Source organism: Weissella confusa, from assembly GCF_004766315.1.
GTDB lineage: Bacteria > Bacillota > Bacilli > Lactobacillales > Lactobacillaceae > Weissella > Weissella confusa_A.
Genome location: NZ_PVSN01000055.1, coordinates 1 through 18691 on the forward strand (window position 1 = coordinate 1; position 18691 = coordinate 18691).

Consider the following 18691-nt stretch of genomic DNA (forward strand, 5'->3'; position numbering starts at 1 on the left):
CCAACACAGCGGGCAATCTCACGAGAGATTGTCGAAGCGCTTCTACCAATTTCTTTTGCAATGCTACGCATTGACAACCCTTCTCTGAGTAAAACTTCTATACGTCCGCGATCAAATGCGGTAAGCTAATGATAATGACTCATAATGTTTCCTCGCGTTCTGTATGTTCTAGACAAACTACATTTTACGCTGGTTCATTATGAGTCAGTTTTTATTTAGCTTAGTGTTGCACTTGAATTGTAAATTCAAGAATATAAACGAGGATGTCATTATGACGAAAAAGAACTTGATTGCAAAGCAAGAATTGTCACACCCTTCCGACTGGAAGCCTGAAGCTGCCCACGCCGATGTACGTGAGCAAATCGAGGATGCTATCGCCAAGCGTTTGACTGAAATCATCGCAACGGTTGCCGACTTCGGTTTCGAATCAGCAACGGTTAACCTACACGACTTGCAAGACTTCGTGCGTGATGTCGTAATTGGTCACTACCAGTTCCACTTCCGTAAGAACCCTGCTTGGCGTGAACAACTTGTTTTGGCCAACGAAATGCCAATTTCTGTTTTCAACACGCTCGTTCAAAGCGGTGTTGCTGACATTTTGGATAACTCAGATTTCGAATACTCATTCCACACTGACGGTGAAGTTCAAATTTTCTGGCACTAAACACATAAGGCGTGAACAAACAATCCGTTTGTTCACGCCTTTTCTATTTCCGATTGCCTGGCACATCCTGATTCTTTGGCAGTACATACTGCTGAATCAGATCGACAATTTGTTGATTTTGTGGCAGATCAGAGTGCTGCGCGTCATCCCCAGTCACCGTAATTTCAGTAAAATGGGCAACCTGTTTTTGGAAGATGAATTTGCCGGTTTGTACCGACTGTTCTGGCACAATGCCATCATCGTCATAGGTTTCAGTTCCCTTAATTGAATACACGGTTAAATCGCTCGGTAATTCGTCACGTTCTTTAATAAAATCCTGCAACATTTGCGTGCGGTTCTTAGAATTTGTTTCTTCAAAGTTGTATGGCGTCCCGATGGTCATGAGCACGTTGATATGCTGACTATCGTTATCATAATACTTTTCCAAAAAGCGCGTCCAAATTAAGCCACCATTCGAATGCCCGATGGCTTGAAATTGACGGAAACGATATTTCTTCTGCAGCATCTGCAAAGCTTCATTAAACCAGCTGGCCTGCTTTTTAATATTGGCATAACCATCATGATTATTCTCAAATGCCACCACAAAATACGGCGCTAAATCACCATTACGTACCTTTCCAGTCGTGACCATTGAATTATCAGTCTTAACCGTCACCTTCACTAGGCTGTGCTTATTGTCACCCTTATTCAGTTGGGCAATCAGCTGATCAAACCGATTCTGCGAAGCTGATGACCCCGGAATTAAAATCGTTGGCGTCATGCGTGAGTTAAAGATTCGTTGATTTGTCGTCGTTTTGCTCTGACTCCAACGAAGCCCAACAATCGCCATTGTAATCAATAGGACGCTTAGTAAGCCTAGTATTAACATTAACCAACGTTTACGCATAGGCAACCTCCCCACTCTTATGCAGTTCTTGCACGACACGCCAGAAAATCACAACATCCAACGCTAACAAGCCAATTGTCACAAGAATGTACAGCCACATATTATGTGAAGCTAGGCCACCAAATAGAATTGTTGGCGTTCCTGATGGCACCCAATAGACAGCTGGTGCCAAATGCACGGCCAGCAACAAGGCACCAATGCCTAGATTAACGGTAGAGGCTATTATCATCGTACGCAGAACACGCCAATTCCACATAATTGGTAGCGCAAACGCAAGCGCCCACCACTGATCAAAAAAGGTTGGAATTATCGTTAGGATTAATAACAATGGCAACGGCTTATTCCGCGCTTGAATTAAGTACGTGATTAACAATGCCAACATTAATCCCGCACCACCAAACCACACAAATGCAGATAGTGGATATAACGAGAACACATGTGGAATTGTTTGATGTTGCAGGGCAGCCACCAAATTTTCGTTTGCTGCGGTAGCTGAAATGTCTGGGCGGATTACACCAGCAACTGCATTTAAGCCAAACCAGTTTCCAAAAACGGCTACCAGCACCCATAACCAGGTCTGCCAAAGGTCAGTCGACCCATCCCCAATTAACGTGATTAGCCCCTGCTGCATTAGGCCGAACAAAGAAAGTTTTAACCAACTGTGCAAGGTAACAGCATACGCCCCGATGATTAGGGTCACTACAATCGCTACCAGATACCGGTGCCTGGGCTTAACCAGTTGAACCGGTACCATAATGGCAAATACCATCAACGGCAATACTGCCAAATTCATGAGACTCGCGGTGGTGTTCAGCATTTGCCAACTCACCAACGTCACAAGCGATAGTAATATCGTTTGCTGATGCCCTTGGAATTCATCTTGTAAGCGTTTTTGAATCGCCAAGACGATAACCAAGACTCCCATGATTTGAAAGCCTTTGTCTAAAAACAAGGTCACAACGCGATTGATTTCGCCAAAAGCTGGGATAACATTGCGCCCATATCCGAGTGTGACCGCAAAATAACCATCTGGTCGTAAGAACAATTGTTGCAGTAAATAAAGCCACGTTAGCATCAAAACGAGTGGTAACATTTGCTGCATCGCACGCCGGACAGCCTGTATATTTTCTTTCATACGCGCCATCCTTTCATAAAATTCGGAACGTCGCAGTCATAAGTGGTCAAAAAATGGCGATTAGACATCATATCTAATCGCCATTATTCTACCACTACAACTGTCAGTTATGCTGATTATTTAAAAGCAGCAACATTTTTCGCCGTAGCCCATGATTCATCAAAGAATTGATCGTTCATGCCGTACGCCGGTGTCTTACTTGGCGTCGTTAGAAAGTGGTTCACTTTCTTGTCCATGGCCAACCAGCCACGCCAACCAAGGTGAATGGTATCTTGCATAAAGTGCGCCTTGCCACCATCTTGAGAGAAGTCTGCAATATTAGTGAACCCTTGTGAAGTTAATTGATAACGGATTTTAGCCACAGCATCTTGATACATAGTCATATCAAGGACTGTATACTTAGCCCACTTTTCATTAACTGGTGGAATCACAAACAAGACATTTGTCTTCGTCTTAGCAAATTGTTGCAATGACAATTCGAAGTCACCATATTCAGGTGAGTTCGTGTAATCAAATGACTTTTGTGAGCCAGCCAAGGCCTTCACGTGCTTGGCAACACGTTGCTTGTAGAACGCATTATCAATACCAAACGTGTTGTTTGTCGTACGCTTTGCCGCCAACTTATCAGCTAATGATTCAAGCTTTTGTTCATTATAAGGTTGTGGCAAAATCTTCGTCTTAGGCAAAATCTTCTTTTCGTAGTTATTGCCCAATTGGAAGTCTGCGAACAACGCGTCTTGGTGATTAATGAAATCTAGTCGTAGCCCAATCATGTTGCGATCGCCATCAGACAACTTTTCACCCTTGGCAATCTTCTTCAAATAACCTGTCAAAGCACTCGACACATTCATTTGTAGCAAACGCTTTGCGGCATAGCGATCAGTAGGTGTATCACCAGCCGATTGCAACCAGGTCAATGCCTGGGCCTGACTAAAGTAATACTTGAACGCTGCCGAGTCCTCACCTTGCTTCACAAACCATTGTGGTGAAATCACATAAACGGCTTGCTTTCCTTGCATTTGCTGACTAATTTGCTGCATACCGAAGTATTGCGTCAAAGACTGTGCACCACGCTGACCAAGCAAAAATGGTCGGTATGAACGATCATACGCTTGCGCCAAAACTGATGGGTGCAAAGAATCCATACGGCTCCATTCACTTGAACCAAAGAAAGGCACGAAGCGGTGCTTTGGATCCGTCAAGGCCCGTTGCTTCAACGTTTGATTTTTAAAAACCGTTGGCGTCAAGGCGTTAGCAGCGCGCTGCTCATCTTGAAAATTGTGTTTGTTGGTTGACATCGGTGCCAACTCAATCACCGCAACGACAAGTGCAAAAGCTAAGATGACAGGACCAAAAATTAGTCCCAATCGTTTAAGCATTACGCAACTCCTCGATACCTTCGATAATCTTGTTAGCAGTGTTCCAATCGTCACGGCCCATTTCTGATACTGGCACCTTAATGTTAAACTTTGATTCGATTTCTAGCACAAGCTCAACCGTTCCCATTGAATCCATGATACCGGCATCGAACAAATCTTCATCCATCATGTCGGAAACATCTTCCAAGAACAAGTCATTAATCATGGCAATCAATTCTGCTTTTACATCCATTTTTATTTACCCCATTTTTAAACTATAACTGTTAGTGTTGGTGGAACCAAAGTTGGTTCAAGAAACCAGAGAACAACAAGAAACTCAACATCACGACATTAAACGTGAAGAAGATGGCGAAGGCCTCCGTAAACTTGTTGTGTGGCACTTGTCCCTTGTGACGCTTCTTATAACGTAGCCACCAGTCATTGATGACCAGTGCAACACCGTGGAAGATTCCATAAGAAATGTAGTACCACGTCACACCGTGCCAGAATCCCATAATCGTCATATTGATGATGTAGGCCACACCTGATGTGACATTACGGTTCTTGAATACTTTTTTGCGCATCAGAACCATGACCAAACGCATGAAGATGTAGTCACGGAACCAAAAACTCAATGACATGTGCCAACGATTCCAGAAGTCCTTCAAATTCTTCGCCATAAATGGCTTATCGAAGTTAATCGGCGTTTCAATTCCCATCATGTATGAGATGGCAACGGCAAACAATGAATACCCCGCAAAATCAAAGAACAAGTCGAATCCGTAAGCGTACATAACCCCTAGCGTTGGTAGATTGAATAATCCGCCTGCCCGTAAGGCTGCCTGTTCCAAAGGTGGCAACAACAACGACCCGAAAATGTAAGCCAAGACAAACTTGTACAAGAATCCTAAGAACAAGTACTTAACTGCCTTTTCAAGCATACCCAAATACTTGTCGCGATCAGGTACATTTTCATAATCTTCATTGAAACGACGGTAACGATCAATTGGTCCTGATGACAGCGTTGGCATGAACAACATAAACCGCATGAACTGTGGCAATGAAAATTCCTTCAACACGCCATCGCGGATTTCCATAATCATACCGACTGAACGGAACATCAAGTATGAAATCCCCAAAAATCCAAGCAATGAATTTTGACCATTATCGATAGCTGGCGTGATTTTAACAATCGCCAATGGAAAGATGTCTAACAAGGCAGCGCCGTAGAACACCCACTTGTTGTCGGCTCGCTTACGGTATGCTGCATAACCAAACACCATCACCATCTGCCAAATAATGTAGCCAATCAATGCGATAAACTGTTGCCAATGTGTCCCAGCAAACATCAACACGATGAACGCTAATGACACCAGACCTTCATACCACTTGATTCGCTTACCATACAGCATGGCAATCACAATTGGCACTAACGCCAAAACTAAGTACCCAAAGTATTGTGGATCACCATATGGCTGCCAATTTGGCAATGCTTTAAGCCAATCCATCATCGATTGTTAACCTCAGCAATCAAAGCCTTGATGTTAATCTTACCGTTTGGCGTAATTGGCAAGTCATCACGGTACAAGAAACGTGATGGCATCATGTAAGGCATCATATCGTCCTTCAAGTCTTCCTTGATAGCCTTCGTCAATTGCAAATCCTTTTCGAATTGCTCACGAACACCTGGCTTTACAACCACATATGCCAACAAGTTTTGCACCTTGTGTTGGTCGTTGTAACGTGGCACAGCCACAGCTGATTCAACGTATTGTGACAAGTTCAAGACGTGAGACACTTCTTCCAACTCGATACGGTAACCATTGAACTTGATTTGGAAGTCCAAACGACCACCGTAGTGCAACATGCCATCTTCATCGAAGAAGCCAAGGTCACCGGTGTGATAAGCTGGTTGACCATCCAATTCAAAGAAAGCAGCAGCCGTCTTTTCAGGGTTGTTCAAGTAACCCTTTGACACAGCTGGACCTGAAACAATGATTTCTCCTTGTTCACCAACTGGCAACTTGTTCCCCTCTTCGTCCATGACAAAGGTTGGTGAATCAGGCTTTGGGAAACCAATTGGCAAGCGCTCAGCCTTTTCAATCATTGCTGGCGTAATGGCAACTGCTGACAAAGCAACCGTTGCTTCCGTTGGCCCATATGCATTCACGATGCGAGCTTCTGGGAAGCGCTCGTGCAACTTAGCTGCTGTGCTTACCGTTAGCTCCTCACCATCGAAGTAGAAGTACTTAATTTGTGGCATCTTTTCAGCCGTAAAGTCTTCTGACAACGTGGCCATGTCCGCAAATGATGGTGTTGATGTCCAAACTTGAATTGGCAAATCTGGCAAAACGGCAAACAACTCCTTGAAGTTTTCTGTTACATGCTTTGGTAGCGCGTACAACGTACCACCCATTGCCAACGTTGGTGCCCAATACATCACTGACAAGTCAAATGAGTATGGTGGTTGTGCCAACATTTGTGGTTGCTCTGGTACTGAGAAGTCCTCAGTGTTTAGCATCCAGTTCGTGTATGACAATAGGTTGTTGTGTGAAATTTGCACACCCTTTGGCAATCCGGTCGTTCCTGAAGTAAAGATGATGTAGTAATTATCATCTCCTTCAACAGCGTGCGTCATCTCATATGAAGCACCTGACTTGAAGGCCGTTTGCAATTGATAGATATCAATAACCGGCACGTCCGTAATCTCAATTGGCAACGGATCAACCGCAATGACCAAGCTTGGCTTACCAATTGACAAAATGTTTAGCAAACGCTCATTAGCTGAATTAACATCAACCGGTGCATAAGCATGGCCTGACTTGCTCAAACCAACAAAAGTTGCCAACATTTCATATTCTTGACCACCAAATACCATCACCAATGACTTATCTGGTAAATCAAGCGAATCGACGTAAGCTGCCAATCCATCTGAGTCGCGCTTCAAATCAGCGTATGAGTGCGTCTCACCTAGCACATTGTAGACAGCCATATCTGATTGTGTTTGTGCGTATCCATCAATCGTCTTCAACATGTTCGTAACTTGCATGTTACTAAGCCCCCAAAAATCTCTTATCTCTAGAATTCGTTATAAATAAAGTGTCCTTGGCCTAAACCTGAATAGCCGTACAAATAGAACAAAATCATCAATACAACTGCGTAAAACAGCGTTTGCAAAACAAATTTCACAACTGGCTGCTGACTCATTGCCACCAGCTTTTCAATCATATCTAAACCTCTCGCACATATTCCTGTCTTTTTCGCAACACAAATGTCACAAAAGTTTCATTTGTTATTTTAGCACGTATCCATAAACGATACCATAAATTTTCCTTTTCTTGGAGTTTAATTTTTTGAAGTTTTCGGAAATTTACTAAAAAAGGACCGAAATCCTAAAATAAAGATTTGTTCGGTCCCGAATGTTAATTCACTTTTTTATTGTTATATTGCGTGATTTCAATTCCCGTATCAGACAATGCCATGTGCGCGATTGACCCATTTGCAGGACGTTCGTGCACTTGAATCTTCCCTTGTCCATAACGGTCAGCTAACGAAATCAATGTATTTCCGTGACTAATTAACAAAACTGTATCACCATCTTGTAGTCGTTCATCGGATAAAATTTGGGCAAAGCCTGCATCAACACGTTCCCAATACTCAGCTGCATTTTCAGCATCATGCCAAGGATCAGCGTCCTTCAGCAAATCCTTGGTCTTATCAACCCCATATGCATCAACAATTTGTGCATAGGTTGTCAGACCAACTGGTGCGCCTGCAGCCGTCCAGGCGACATCCATATTGCTACCTTCAAAGCTACCATAGAACTCTTCTCGGAAATGCCAAGAGGTTGTTAACGTGACATCCCCAGACACTTTGTTAGCCGCCAAAATATACTTGGCTGTATCCATAGCACGGGTTGTATCCGAACTATAGGCTGCTTTGAATGAAACATTCGCAAGCGTCTCACCCACGCGTTGCGCATCAGCAATTCCGTCTTCAGTTAAAGGCGAGTTTCCCCATCCTTGTAACTTGTTATAGCGATTAAAGTACGTCTTACCATGACGCACAACGATCAAATTAATTGTCTTCATGCTAACCGTCCTTTCAACGCCATTATAGCAAACTTACTTTTTACGTTCCAAAACACCTTTACGGCGGCGAATTTGTTCCGGCTTAAGGTGGGCACGGAAGATTTCAACCGCTTGCTTGGCTCTAGCGCCGACAAACTCAAATTCTTGGCCAGCGGTCGTCTTAACGAAGAAGCCACGGTAATAAAAGTTCAAAAAGATTTCCATACTAACTGATTCAACGGTATCCCAAGGAATTTGAATGTAGCCACCACCAGCATTAGCACGGAACTCCATGCCTCGGTCACCATAGAACATGCGTCCTTGTTTGATGTTAACCGGTGACATCATCGAATTTGCGTTACCCTCTAGATTGATTTTTGTATTAAGTGCTTGTACCATAATTCTTTCCTCTACTATTTGATATGTATCCCCCTAAGTAGGGGATTTTTTTATTTAATTGGTGGTGCGTGTCCGACCTCTGGTCGGAGTGGCTGGGGGCTTCTTTAGGCCCGCTAAACGAGGAGTGTCAAAATAGTGGCGGGCGGAGTCCACGGCTGCGCCGCGTACACCTTTACCCCTTGTAGCGCTAAGCGGTAAAACCGCTAAGTGCTACTGCCACATATTTAGCCACTCCTCGTTCCATACGCGGGGCGCCCCCAGCCACAGCAGCCAAGATGTACTTGTCTATTACGGATTTACATCTACCGGAAAACAAATGAGTGAACAGTCCATCTCAAAGTATTGCGGTGGATGAATATCAAACAATCATAGTATTAACTTGGCTGCTGTGACCTGCCCCGCCGAGCGTATAGACCCAAGTGGACCTTGGGGATCTTAGCGGGTTTCCCGCTTAGAGCCACGGGAGGTAAAGGTGTACGCGCCAACGGCGTGGACTCCGCTCCCTGCAGGTCATGGTCTACTTGGGTTAGCGAGCCTACAGAAGGGGCAGGTTACTCGGCGCGATAGCGACGACACACCCCGCCACCTAACCTTCGTTAACTAAAAATGGTAGCAGGCGTTTCCGCCTCCTACCATTTTAGCAAACATTGTATCGTTCGAATGATTATCCCATGATACCAAGTGCGTAAGCCAAGATACCAACGGCGAACAATCCGAAGATGATTGTGATAGCTGATACGCGCTTACGTAGCAACCACAATACCAGGAACAACAATAGCAATGGTGCCAAACCAGGAATCAATTGGTTCAACGTGTCTTGCAACGTCGTAATCTTGTATGCACCCAAAGTTTGACCACCTTGGATTTGTTGTACGATTTCGATCAACTTTGATACTGAAACGTGACCATCGTTAATTTGTGAAGCCAAGCTTCCCATATCAACACCAGCACCGTCTTGTACCTTAACCTTTGAAACAACCAATGGGAAGTTCATCGTCGTCCAACGAGGAACCAGCACACCCATGATAAACATACCAAGGATTGATGCACCCATCGTAATCTTTTGCATGGCACCACCGGCCAAGCTTTGCGTGATGTTAGTTCCTTGCTTGTAACCAAGGTCTTGTGTGTACCACAAGAATCCCATACGCAAGACGTTCCAAACAACGAAGAAGATGATTGGCCCCATGATTGAACCACCTTGTGCCATACCGACAGCAAAGGCTCCAAGCACTGGACGAACAGTTCCCCACCAGATTGGGTCACCGACACCGGCCAAAGGTCCCATCATTCCGACCTTAACACCTTGAATCGTTTCGTCATCGATATCAGCACCGTTTGCACGTTGCTCTTCCAAAGCCATTTCAACACCCAAGATTGGTGAAGCCACGTATGGGTGTGTGTTGAAGAATTCCAAGTGACGCTTCAAAGCTGCGGCACGATCTTCCTTTGATGAGTACAACTTCTTGATTGCAGGAATCATGGCGAATGCCCAACCAACGTTTTGCATACGCTCGTAGTTCCATGAACCTTGCAAGAAGAATGAACGCCACCAAGTTGCACGAAGTTCCTTCTTAGTCAAGTGAACTTCATTCTTTACTAATTCAGACATGATGTTATTCCCCCTGCTCCTAGTAGTTGTTCAAAATGGCATCGACTGGGTCGCCACCATTTCCGCCGGCAGAACCGCCGCCGTTTGATCCACCACCGTTACCGCCGTTAAACTTTGGTGACAATTGTAGGTAAATCAATGCAAGTACCAATCCGATGATACCCATAGCAATCAAGTCCAATTCAGTCACAGCTGATAGGGCGAATCCCAAGAAGAAGAATGGCCACAACTCAGCAGTTGCCATCATGTTAATAACCATGGCGTAACCAACAACCACGATAAATCCACCGGCAACAGCCAATCCCTTAGTAATCACTTCTGGGATAGCGTTCAAAGCGGCATTAACAGGTCCGGCACCAACGGCCATAACGATTGCCGTTGGGATAGCAATACGCAATCCTTGGAAGACCAAAGCCAACCAGTGAACACGCTCAACACCTGCGATATTACCCTTTTCAGCTTCACGGTCAGCGACGTGAGCCAAGGCAACCGTAATCGTACGAACACCGATCGTCAAGATTTGTCCGGCAACGGCCAAAGGAATCGCGATGGCCATACCAGTCTTGATGTCAACTTGTGCAGGTCCAGTAACCAAGTAAGCTGAAACAACTGATGCCAAAGCGGCATCGGGTGCGATAGCGGCTCCGATGTTCATCCATCCCAAAGCCAACATTTGCAACGTTCCACCAAGGATAACACCTTCCATTAGGTGACCAGTTGCCAATCCAATCAACGTTGCAGCGACCAGTGGTTGGTGGAATTGGAACTCGTCCAAGATTCCTTCCACACCGGCCAAGAATGCGATTAGAATTACGAAAAACGCTGAAATCATGCGTTCATCCTCCCAAATAATTTCTTAGCAATAATATAGTAGTTATTCAATTGTGATTACTTCAACAAGTCGAAGATGTCCTTGCTTTGATCACTTGGCACCTTTCGAACATCGAAAGTGATACCTTGGTCACGCAAGTACTCCAACGTCTTCACGTCTTCGTCGTCAACGGCAACGGCGTTCGTCACCATGCGCTTACCTTCTGAGTGAGACATTGAACCGATGTTAACCTTGTCCAACTTAACACCACCCTTAACCGCTGCAGCAACATCTTGTGGTGTTTCAAACAACAACAAGGCCTTAACTGAGGCAAAACGTGGGTCATCCCAAACATCAACCAACTTTTGAATTGGTACAACGTTAACCTTTACACCAACCGGTGCGGCTTGTACCAACAATGTCTTACGCAACTCATCCTTAGCAACACCGTCAGAAACAACGATGATACGATTTGGTTGTACTGACTTCGTCCAAGCGGTTGCAACTTGTCCGTGCAACAAACGTGAGTCGATACGAGCCAAGCGAACGTCGATTTGGCGCTCACCAGAGTGCTTTACTTCATTAATATCCCCCGCAGCTACTGCTGGTGCTGCTTCTTCTGATGAAGTAGCACCAGCAGTAGCTGGCGTTGCCTCTTCCGTTTCTGGAATTGACTTCACACCTTCCTTGGCAACTGGTACCAAGTAGTGTGCAATTTCGGCAGCCGTTTCCATTGAGAAACGAGCACCGTATGCTTCTACCAACATTGGTAGGTTCAAGCCTGACACAATCGCCATGCGATCTTCGTGTTGGGCTTGAATACGAGTTGCCACGTTAAACGGTGACCCGCCCCACAAATCCACAAGGAACAAAACTTGTCCCTCTGGCTCAAACGTTGCCAACGCATCGTCATACTTCTTCATCAAATCCTCTGGACCTTCGTTTGGCATAAACGTTACAACTTGTACGTTCTCTTGCTCCCCGAAGATCATTTGACCTGATTGACGGATGCCGGCAGCGAACTCGCCGTGACTAGCAATAATGAAATTCACCATAATTGCCACGCTCCTTAAATTTATTAATCCCTTAGGTACAAAACAAATTGTACCCTACATACGTTCATATGTAAACGCTTTCAGGGAAATACGTTACGATTTTATGAATTTTCCTGCAAAACGCATAATATCGATATTAATTATTTACTGTGTTTTATTTATGAAAAAAATCCTGATTTTGTTTAACTTGTGTACCCAGCACGCTTTAGTACAAGCCCATGCTCTGGCGTTCGCGCATTCACGACAATTTCTTCAACTGCAAAGATGTGAGCCAATTGCTCATCCGTAAAGATGCCCGATGCAATCGCGCACTCACGCAAAGGACGATTCGTCTTAAGCGATTCCTTCGCCAACTCGGCGGCTTGCTTATACCCAACCATGTTCGCCATCGCTGTTGCAAATGAGGCTGACAAGTCAATGTCTTTAGCCAATCGTTCTTCATTGTGTGTAATGCCGGCGATTGCGTGCTCACGGAATGTCTTCATCGCTGATGTCAAATGCGTGATTGATGCAAACATACGATAGAACAAAACTGGCTCAAAGGCGTTCAATTCAAGTTGCCCTGCTTCTACAGCAGCCGTAATCGTGGCATCGTTTCCAATGACTTCGAATGCTACCTGATTAACAACCTCCGGAATCACTGGGTTAACCTTGCCTGGCATGATTGAACTTCCCGCCTGACGCGCAGGCAAGTTAATTTCGCTCAATCCTGATCGTGGACCAGAACTTAGCAAACGCAAATCATTACTCATCTTTGATAGGTTGACTGCTAGCGTCTTCAAAGCACCTGATAACGTCGTAAACACATCCAAGTTTTGCGTGGCATCAAACAAGTCGACGGCTTGGAATAATTCTAAGCCAGTCACTGTTTCCAACTTTGGAATAACGTGTACTTGGTAGTGGTACGACACATTAATACCTGAACCGATTGCTGAGCCACCCAAGTTCAGAGTGTGCAAGGCAGCTTCCGCATCTTGCAAGCGACGCAAATCACGACGTAATGGCTTCAAATAAGTGTGGAATGAATTACCAACTGTCATCGGCACCGCATCCTGCAGTTGCGTACGACCCATTTTGTAAACACGGGCAAATTCATCAGCATTGGCTCCCAACGTAGAAATCAAGGCTTCCAACTCATCGAATAGTGGCGCCATCAATCGAATCATCGCCAACTTCCCAGCCGATGGGTAAACGTCATTCGTACTCTGCCCCCGATTAACGTGATCGTTTGGATTGATACGGGCGTAATTTCCCTTTTCATCCCCCAACAATTCCAACGCCAGATTAGCGACAACTTCATTCACATTCATGTTCATGCTGGTACCAGCGCCACCTTGAATCGGATCAAGTGGGAACATAGCGTAGTCGATTGGTTGTTGCAATAGTTGCTTAGTAGCCGCCACAATCGCGTCGGCCGTTTCGGTTGGCAAATCGCCAGCCGCTGCATTCACTAATGCTGCGGCTTCCTTAATTTCAATCAGTCTGCGAATTAATTCCGGATTGACCAGTTCCCCGGTAATTGGAAAATTCTCAACGGCGCGTTGGGTGTGCACCCCGTAATATGTCGTTGCTGGTACTGAAACTGTTCCTAAAGAATCGCTCTCGTGTCTCATCTTATTTAGTCACCTCTTTAATAAATTTTGACTAGTGTACCGTGTATTTATGCCTAAAGTGTGTCTTTTTGTAAGGCTTCCTAACATCTAGTAACCGTTAAACGTTTTACGAAAGCGTGTTTTTGTGATGATGATATAATGAAGGGACTTCTTTACAAGGAGATTTATATATGAAACAAACCTTTCGGTGGTGGCAAAATCTGTTTGTCGAATACACATTTTTATTTGTATTAACCGCTGGGGCTATTTTTTTGCCCTATTACTTAACTGGTACGTCACTTGTCTGGCAATCAGATGGAATTGCACAACACTTTCCAGCGTTGGTGCAATGGCAAAGTGATTTGAAAGACTTACTATTCAATCACGAATGGCCAAACGCCTGGCAATGGCAAATCGGACTCGGAGCAGATTATCTCCAAACGTTTGCTTATTACACGATGGGCGATATTTTCACATACGGGGTTGCTCTGGTTAGAAAAGCCCATGTGCTCGCCTATTACAACTTAAGTATTGTGATACGGCTATTTCTAGCCGGATTGAGTTTTATCGTCGTGGCGCGTCATTTTGTGCCCAAACAACAAAACTGGCAGTATTTAATCGGTACCTTCAGTTATATCTTTTTCGGCTATACGGCGTTCGCTGCGTTTGAACATCCATTCTTCTTGAATCCGCTGATCATCTTTCCATTGCTGATTCTGATGTTGCATCGGGCATTAAGCAAACGACAGTATGGTTGGTTTACCGTATTAGTGGCTTGGACCCTGTGGAATAACTTTTATTTCGCCTTTATGATGGCAATCGGTGCCTTTGCCTTTTGGCTGGGTTATCAATGGTTTAACAAGAACTGGCTAAACTGGCGTCAACATCTATCCCTGTTTGGTCACGCCGTAATCGGCGCGTTGATCCCGATGATTTTATTCTTCCCGAGTGTCATGGCCGTTTTGCAGTCTGCTCGCTCTGGTAAGTCATTGGCCAACGGTTTGACTGTCTATCCGGCGTATTACTATTTAGGTTTGCCTGGCAATTTGATTGGTAATTTAACAACGCCTGATTTTTGGTTGACTGGTGGCTTTAGTGCCCTCAATGTGATGGCTATCATTTTCAGTCTTCGCCGTTGGCAAGCATTCAAACCCTACAATTTGATTTGGTTAGTTAGTTTTGTCGGTGTCTTATTACCCGTTTTCGCTGGCCTATTGAACGGTGGATCTTCCCCTTCAAACCGGTGGATTTTCATGTTGGCCTTGCCAATTAGTCTGGTAACTATCGTCATGTTGGGGCAATTAAGGCAGCTAACAGCCCGTGATTACTTAACGTTCTCGCTAGTCGGACTCCTATCGGCCACATCTTTGTTTATCATGAGCAGTTTTAATTTGAACATGCGTTTTGGCTTGGTGATTGCTTGGTTCTTCGGTACAGTCGCTGTGCTGTGGTTCACGCAACATCACCTGTCACGTCCAAAGCTTGCTTGGTTACTGGTCGGGCTGACACTATTCAACGTGGTTTTGATTACAAGTCGCAACCACACTGATAATACCAACCCAAATCAGAGTGATATGTTAGCTACTCAGTCTGTTAACAAGTTATTGGCTAACCAAAAAAACTACGTCCCAACGTCAACAACGTTCGAACGCAGTTTCATTGATAACCAGCTTAGCAATGCGACCGGTATTGCGCCGGCAACTAATTTGCCAATTCTGAGTCAGGTTAATAATGTCGAAAGTTACTGGTCACTCCAGAACGGTGCGGTCGGCAACCTGATGACGGCGTTAGAAGTTGGCCCATCAAATCCCAATGACGTGACGGGAAATCTCGACAATCGTGATGTCCTAAGCAACGTTTTAGGTATTAAACAACGTTTTCAAAATCCTGATACCCTGACACCGGCTTCATATGAAGAACAGTCAGATGTCACGGTCAATGGTCAAACCGTCTTAACCTCGGAAAATGCGTATCCATTGGTATATTTGCCTAAGTATACAATTGCGCAGCATGACTTTAATCAACTATCTGCGACCAAAAAGGAAGCCACGTTAGCTGATAGTGTTGTCGTACCAAGTGTGACGTCAGGTGAAGCATCAGCCTTTGCCCAAGAAGTGACAACAGCGAAGGTCCGCACCGATCAAACGAAACCGGCTAAGCAAAGCGTGCACTTCCGTTACACAACCCATGCTTCATTGTTGCCTGATGGCATCTTCCTACCGGCTGATAAGACCCTTAAGGGGACGGAATTGCATTTGACTTTGTCACATATCAAGTACCATCCTGCGTCGTTAGCAGAACAACATCATCAAGCTTTGGCCCAGTATGAATATGATTATGAGCAAGCAAGTCGTAACCCGCAAAATGAGCCCGATTTGCGCCATAATACTGCCGCCTATTCATGGAATTGGTATCAGCACAATGTGAAAAACGCTGGTAATGAGATTGGTGGTTATACAATTACAGCTGGTTATGCGGATCGTGAAATCAGCACAACACAAACTGGTCAAACAAACCTGTCCTTCTACAACCCTCGTCAAAGCGTCACATTGAACCTTGGACAGGCGACGAAGACTAATCAGGAACAATTTATTCCGCTGACCTTCTCACGTCCTGGAACCTATGAATTCGATGTATCAATTGAAGCTATTCCAACGGACAAACGATTTACAAAGGTTGCTAAGGCGACACAAGCGACAGCACCGCATGTTCAGCTGACTGATGATGCAGTCAAGACTACGGTGTCAGTTAAGACGCCTCGTGTATTGGCAACGACCATTCCGTACAGTTCTGGTTGGTCAGCCAAGGGTTACCACCTGCAGAAAATCAATAATGGTTTTGTTGGTATTCCCCTACACAGCGGCAAGAACAACATTCACTTAACATACGAGACACCAGGCCTAACTATTGGCCGTTGGCTCAGTTTAGCTGGCATTATGCTATTTATCCTAGTCAGATTAATCCGGCGTTATATTAAATAAAAAAAGAGATTAACACGAACGCATCTAAAAATGCGCAATGTGTTAATCTCTTTTTTCTTAGGCAAATTTTCCTGACTCATCAGCCAGCAACAATTCACGTTCAATTTTTTCTTTAGCACCCAAATCATCCAGCCACTCCGCTGGGAAATCTGGATCAGCAAACGTCATGATAACTGCGACCAACGCCGCAATTGTATCCGTGTCATCACCCAGTGCAGCTGCCGTCTGGACAGCCTCTGCGAAGCTTGTTGTGTGCAACAACGTCCACAGTACCGCTTGCAACGTGTCGACAACGTAACCTGAACTAGGCACCTCATCACGCGTCATAGTCTTAAGATGATTGATAATATCAGCTGATGATTGCTCGTCAGTAATCGCTAACCAGCCGAATTCTTCTGTTTCAAGTGCTGCCGTTTCCATAGCAGTACGATTAGAACGACGAATAGCCATATCTAGGGCACGTTCTACATTTTGTACACGCGGCATCATACGCAAGAAATAGATAAAGAAACGTGATGCTAAGCGTGAACGACGGTGTCCATGAGTGAGGTCCGTCAATTCGTCACTAATCTCTTCAATCGTGCGGTCAGAATCAAACTCGTAAAAAGCCACCGGCCAAACACGCATCAAGGCGCCATTACCATTGTTTAGCTCATCATCTGGGCGGAAGTAACTAGTATCACCAGTTTCCTCGTATGATTTGATTGCAGCGGCTGTACCGTTACCAACGTCGAACACTTCACCATAAGGCGTGAAGGTTGCGTTTTCCAAATAATCAACAAAATTACCCATCACCGTCTTTAGATCAAACGGTTCAAACAAAGCATTGATAGTTGCTAGCGTTAAGCTAGTATCATCACTCCACGTCCCTTTTGGCTGTGAGTATGTTTGATACCCTACCATCTCTGGTACGACTTCATATGTATCACGTCCCTTAAATTCATAAGGGACACCAAAAGCATCGCCCATTGCGAAGGCATACATGGCTTGTCTTAAATACGTTGCTTTCATATGCTGCTCCTCTAATTAAACACGATCCATTGCAAACCAGTCAGCGATGCTCATCCATTCACCCGTAGACTTAGCTTGAATTTGATAATCAGTAATATCATATAGAGTCTTACGATCGCCCTTTAGTGGTGACCAGTACGTTTCGTCAGCGCGTCGAATAACATCCCAATAGTTATACACATCTTCAGTCCCAGCCTCATCTCGGACATGGAAGCCATCAGCTAAATTGAAGCTCTTCTCACCGACTTGGGGACCGCCGACACCTAAATCAACTAGTAGTTGTTGATATGATTCGTTTGTAATTGGTTCGTTAGCCATATCTTATCCCTCACTTGTTCTATGCTAAATTCATTTTACAACAGAAGTTGCGTGCTGACAGTACAAAAAAAGAGGCTTAGGCGAACCTAAACCTCTAATGATCGGGACGACAGGATTCGAACCTGCGACCCCCTGGTCCCAAACCAGGTGCTCTACCAAGCTGAGCTACGTCCCGATATTGATTTGTTCAAAATAAAAAGCCCGTTTCCGGACGTTTCATTTTGAAATGCCGTCGGTGGGGGTCGAACCCACACTCCCTTGCGGGAACTGGATTTTGAGTCCAGCGCGTCTGCCTATTCCGCCACAACGGCAATTTATTAAACATTACGTCAGGGCGGTAGATGGGAATCGAACCCACGCATGTCGGTACCACAAACCGATGTGTTAACCACTTCACCACTACCGCCATGGCAGGGGTAGAGGGAATCGAACCCCCACCAACGGTTTTGGAGACCGTCGTTCTACCGTTAAACTATACCCCTAAAATGGAGACGTAATATTTAATTATACGGTCACAACGGGATTCGAACCCGTGATCTTTCGCGTGACAGGCGAACGTCCTAACCAACTAGACCATGCGACCAATGGACGTTACAGGGATCGAACCTGTGACCCCCTGCTTGTAAGGCAGGTGCTCTCCCAGCTGAGCTAAACGTCCATGTGCATCGCGACGTCCTATCCTCGCAGGAAGCGATCCTCCAACTACTTTCGGCGCTATTGAGCTTAACTTCTGTGTTCGGTATGGGAACAGGTGTGACCTCAATGCCATCATCACGACACGTTATTTAATTGAGAAAAT

Annotated in this window: 17 protein-coding genes, 6 tRNA genes, 1 rRNA gene and 1 pseudogene; 2 read left to right on the plus strand and 23 right to left on the minus strand. The window is 45.0% G+C overall.

Annotated elements, in window-relative coordinates:
• A pseudogene (locus C6P11_RS07945) lies at window positions 1-113 on the minus strand (helix-turn-helix domain-containing protein); the annotation flags it as partial.
• A gap of 158 nt (window positions 114-271) precedes the next feature.
• On the opposite strand from C6P11_RS07945, the gene C6P11_RS07950 reads away from it, so the two are divergent.
• Window positions 272-664 carry a hypothetical protein gene (locus C6P11_RS07950; protein WP_135520149.1) on the plus strand — a complete coding sequence of 131 codons (393 nt, stop codon included), beginning with the start codon at window positions 272-274 and terminating at the stop codon, window positions 662-664.
• A gap of 43 nt (window positions 665-707) precedes the next feature.
• Here the strand turns inward: C6P11_RS07950 and C6P11_RS07955 are convergent, their stop codons facing one another.
• The 13 genes from C6P11_RS07955 to C6P11_RS08015 all read right to left on the minus strand — a co-directional run bounded on the left by C6P11_RS07955 (window position 708) and on the right by C6P11_RS08015 (window position 13603).
• Window positions 708-1550, minus strand: coding sequence for an alpha/beta hydrolase (locus tag C6P11_RS07955; RefSeq protein WP_135520150.1), 843 nt, complete (start codon window positions 1548-1550; stop codon window positions 708-710).
• Window positions 1543-2685, minus strand: coding sequence for a hypothetical protein (locus C6P11_RS07960; RefSeq protein WP_135520152.1), 1143 nt, complete (start codon window positions 2683-2685; stop codon window positions 1543-1545). The genes C6P11_RS07955 and C6P11_RS07960 overlap by 8 nt, the downstream gene beginning before the upstream one ends.
• 116 nt (window positions 2686-2801) lie before the next feature.
• Window positions 2802-4064 carry a D-alanyl-lipoteichoic acid biosynthesis protein DltD gene (gene dltD / locus C6P11_RS07965; protein ID WP_135520154.1) on the minus strand — a complete coding sequence of 421 codons (1263 nt, stop codon included), beginning with the start codon at window positions 4062-4064 and terminating at the stop codon, window positions 2802-2804.
• Window positions 4057-4296 (minus strand): D-alanine--poly(phosphoribitol) ligase subunit DltC, encoded by a 240-nt coding sequence (gene dltC / locus C6P11_RS07970; protein ID WP_003610201.1) that lies wholly within the window; start codon window positions 4294-4296, stop codon window positions 4057-4059. Before dltC ends, dltD begins: the two co-directional genes overlap by 8 nt.
• A 31-nt stretch (window positions 4297-4327) precedes the next feature.
• The gene (gene dltB / locus C6P11_RS07975; RefSeq protein WP_135520156.1) at window positions 4328-5554 is read right to left on the minus strand and encodes a D-alanyl-lipoteichoic acid biosynthesis protein DltB; all 1227 of its coding nucleotides are present in this window, start codon (window positions 5552-5554) and stop codon (window positions 4328-4330) included.
• Window positions 5551-7092 carry a D-alanine--poly(phosphoribitol) ligase subunit DltA gene (gene dltA, locus C6P11_RS07980; protein ID WP_135520158.1) on the minus strand — a complete coding sequence of 514 codons (1542 nt, stop codon included), beginning with the start codon at window positions 7090-7092 and terminating at the stop codon, window positions 5551-5553. The genes dltB and dltA overlap by 4 nt, the downstream gene beginning before the upstream one ends.
• Window positions 7093-7121: 29 nt before the next feature.
• Window positions 7122-7271: a teichoic acid D-Ala incorporation-associated protein DltX gene (locus C6P11_RS07985; protein ID WP_003610198.1), complete on the minus strand. Its 150-nt coding sequence runs from the start codon at window positions 7269-7271 to the stop codon at window positions 7122-7124.
• 194 nt (window positions 7272-7465) lie between these two features.
• A complete protein-coding gene (locus C6P11_RS07990) occupies window positions 7466-8134 on the minus strand; it encodes a histidine phosphatase family protein (RefSeq protein ID WP_135520160.1) in 669 nt (222 codons plus the stop codon).
• Between the two features lie 33 nt (window positions 8135-8167).
• Window positions 8168-8512: a DUF956 family protein gene (locus tag C6P11_RS07995; protein ID WP_135520162.1), complete on the minus strand. Its 345-nt coding sequence runs from the start codon at window positions 8510-8512 to the stop codon at window positions 8168-8170.
• Window positions 8513-9176: 664 nt separating this feature from the next.
• Complete coding sequence (locus tag C6P11_RS08000; RefSeq protein ID WP_135520164.1) at window positions 9177-10124, minus strand: PTS system mannose/fructose/sorbose family transporter subunit IID; 948 nt, start codon at window positions 10122-10124, stop codon at window positions 9177-9179.
• Between the two features lie 19 nt (window positions 10125-10143).
• Window positions 10144-10956, minus strand: a complete 813-nt coding sequence (locus C6P11_RS08005; RefSeq protein ID WP_135520166.1) for a PTS mannose/fructose/sorbose transporter subunit IIC — start codon at window positions 10954-10956, stop codon at window positions 10144-10146.
• A 56-nt stretch (window positions 10957-11012) separates the two neighbouring features.
• Entirely contained in the window at window positions 11013-11990 is a 978-nt protein-coding gene (locus tag C6P11_RS08010) for a mannose/fructose/sorbose PTS transporter subunit IIB (RefSeq protein ID WP_135520168.1), read from the minus strand.
• Window positions 11991-12172: 182 nt separating this feature from the next.
• Window positions 12173-13603, minus strand: coding sequence for an aspartate ammonia-lyase (locus C6P11_RS08015; RefSeq protein ID WP_135520170.1), 1431 nt, complete (start codon window positions 13601-13603; stop codon window positions 12173-12175).
• Window positions 13604-13854: 251 nt separating this feature from the next.
• Between C6P11_RS08015 and C6P11_RS08020 the strand changes: the two genes are divergently transcribed.
• Window positions 13855-16563, plus strand: coding sequence for a YfhO family protein (locus tag C6P11_RS08020; RefSeq protein WP_245299846.1), 2709 nt, complete (start codon window positions 13855-13857; stop codon window positions 16561-16563).
• Between the two features lie 57 nt (window positions 16564-16620).
• Here C6P11_RS08020 and C6P11_RS08025 read toward each other — a convergent pair whose 3' ends face one another.
• The 9 genes from C6P11_RS08025 to rrf all read right to left on the minus strand — a co-directional run bounded on the left by C6P11_RS08025 (window position 16621) and on the right by rrf (window position 18671).
• The gene (locus C6P11_RS08025; protein ID WP_135520174.1) at window positions 16621-17574 is read right to left on the minus strand and encodes an ADP-ribosylglycohydrolase family protein; all 954 of its coding nucleotides are present in this window, start codon (window positions 17572-17574) and stop codon (window positions 16621-16623) included.
• Window positions 17575-17589: 15 nt separating this feature from the next.
• Window positions 17590-17892 (minus strand): hypothetical protein, encoded by a 303-nt coding sequence (locus tag C6P11_RS08030; RefSeq protein WP_135520176.1) that lies wholly within the window; start codon window positions 17890-17892, stop codon window positions 17590-17592.
• A 101-nt stretch (window positions 17893-17993) separates the two neighbouring features.
• Window positions 17994-18067 (minus strand) — tRNA-Pro (locus C6P11_RS08035).
• Window positions 18068-18119: 52 nt separating this feature from the next.
• A tRNA-Leu gene (locus tag C6P11_RS08040) sits at window positions 18120-18203 on the minus strand.
• Between the two features lie 22 nt (window positions 18204-18225).
• A tRNA-His gene (locus C6P11_RS08045) sits at window positions 18226-18298 on the minus strand.
• A 2-nt stretch (window positions 18299-18300) separates the two neighbouring features.
• Window positions 18301-18374: transfer RNA gene (locus C6P11_RS08050), tRNA-Trp, on the minus strand.
• A 27-nt stretch (window positions 18375-18401) separates the two neighbouring features.
• Window positions 18402-18475, minus strand: a tRNA-Asp gene (locus C6P11_RS08055).
• A gap of 2 nt (window positions 18476-18477) precedes the next feature.
• Window positions 18478-18550: transfer RNA gene (locus C6P11_RS08060), tRNA-Val, on the minus strand.
• 4 nt (window positions 18551-18554) lie between these two features.
• A 5S ribosomal RNA gene (gene rrf / locus C6P11_RS08065) occupies window positions 18555-18671 on the minus strand.
• Window positions 18672-18691: the final 20 nt, after the last annotated feature.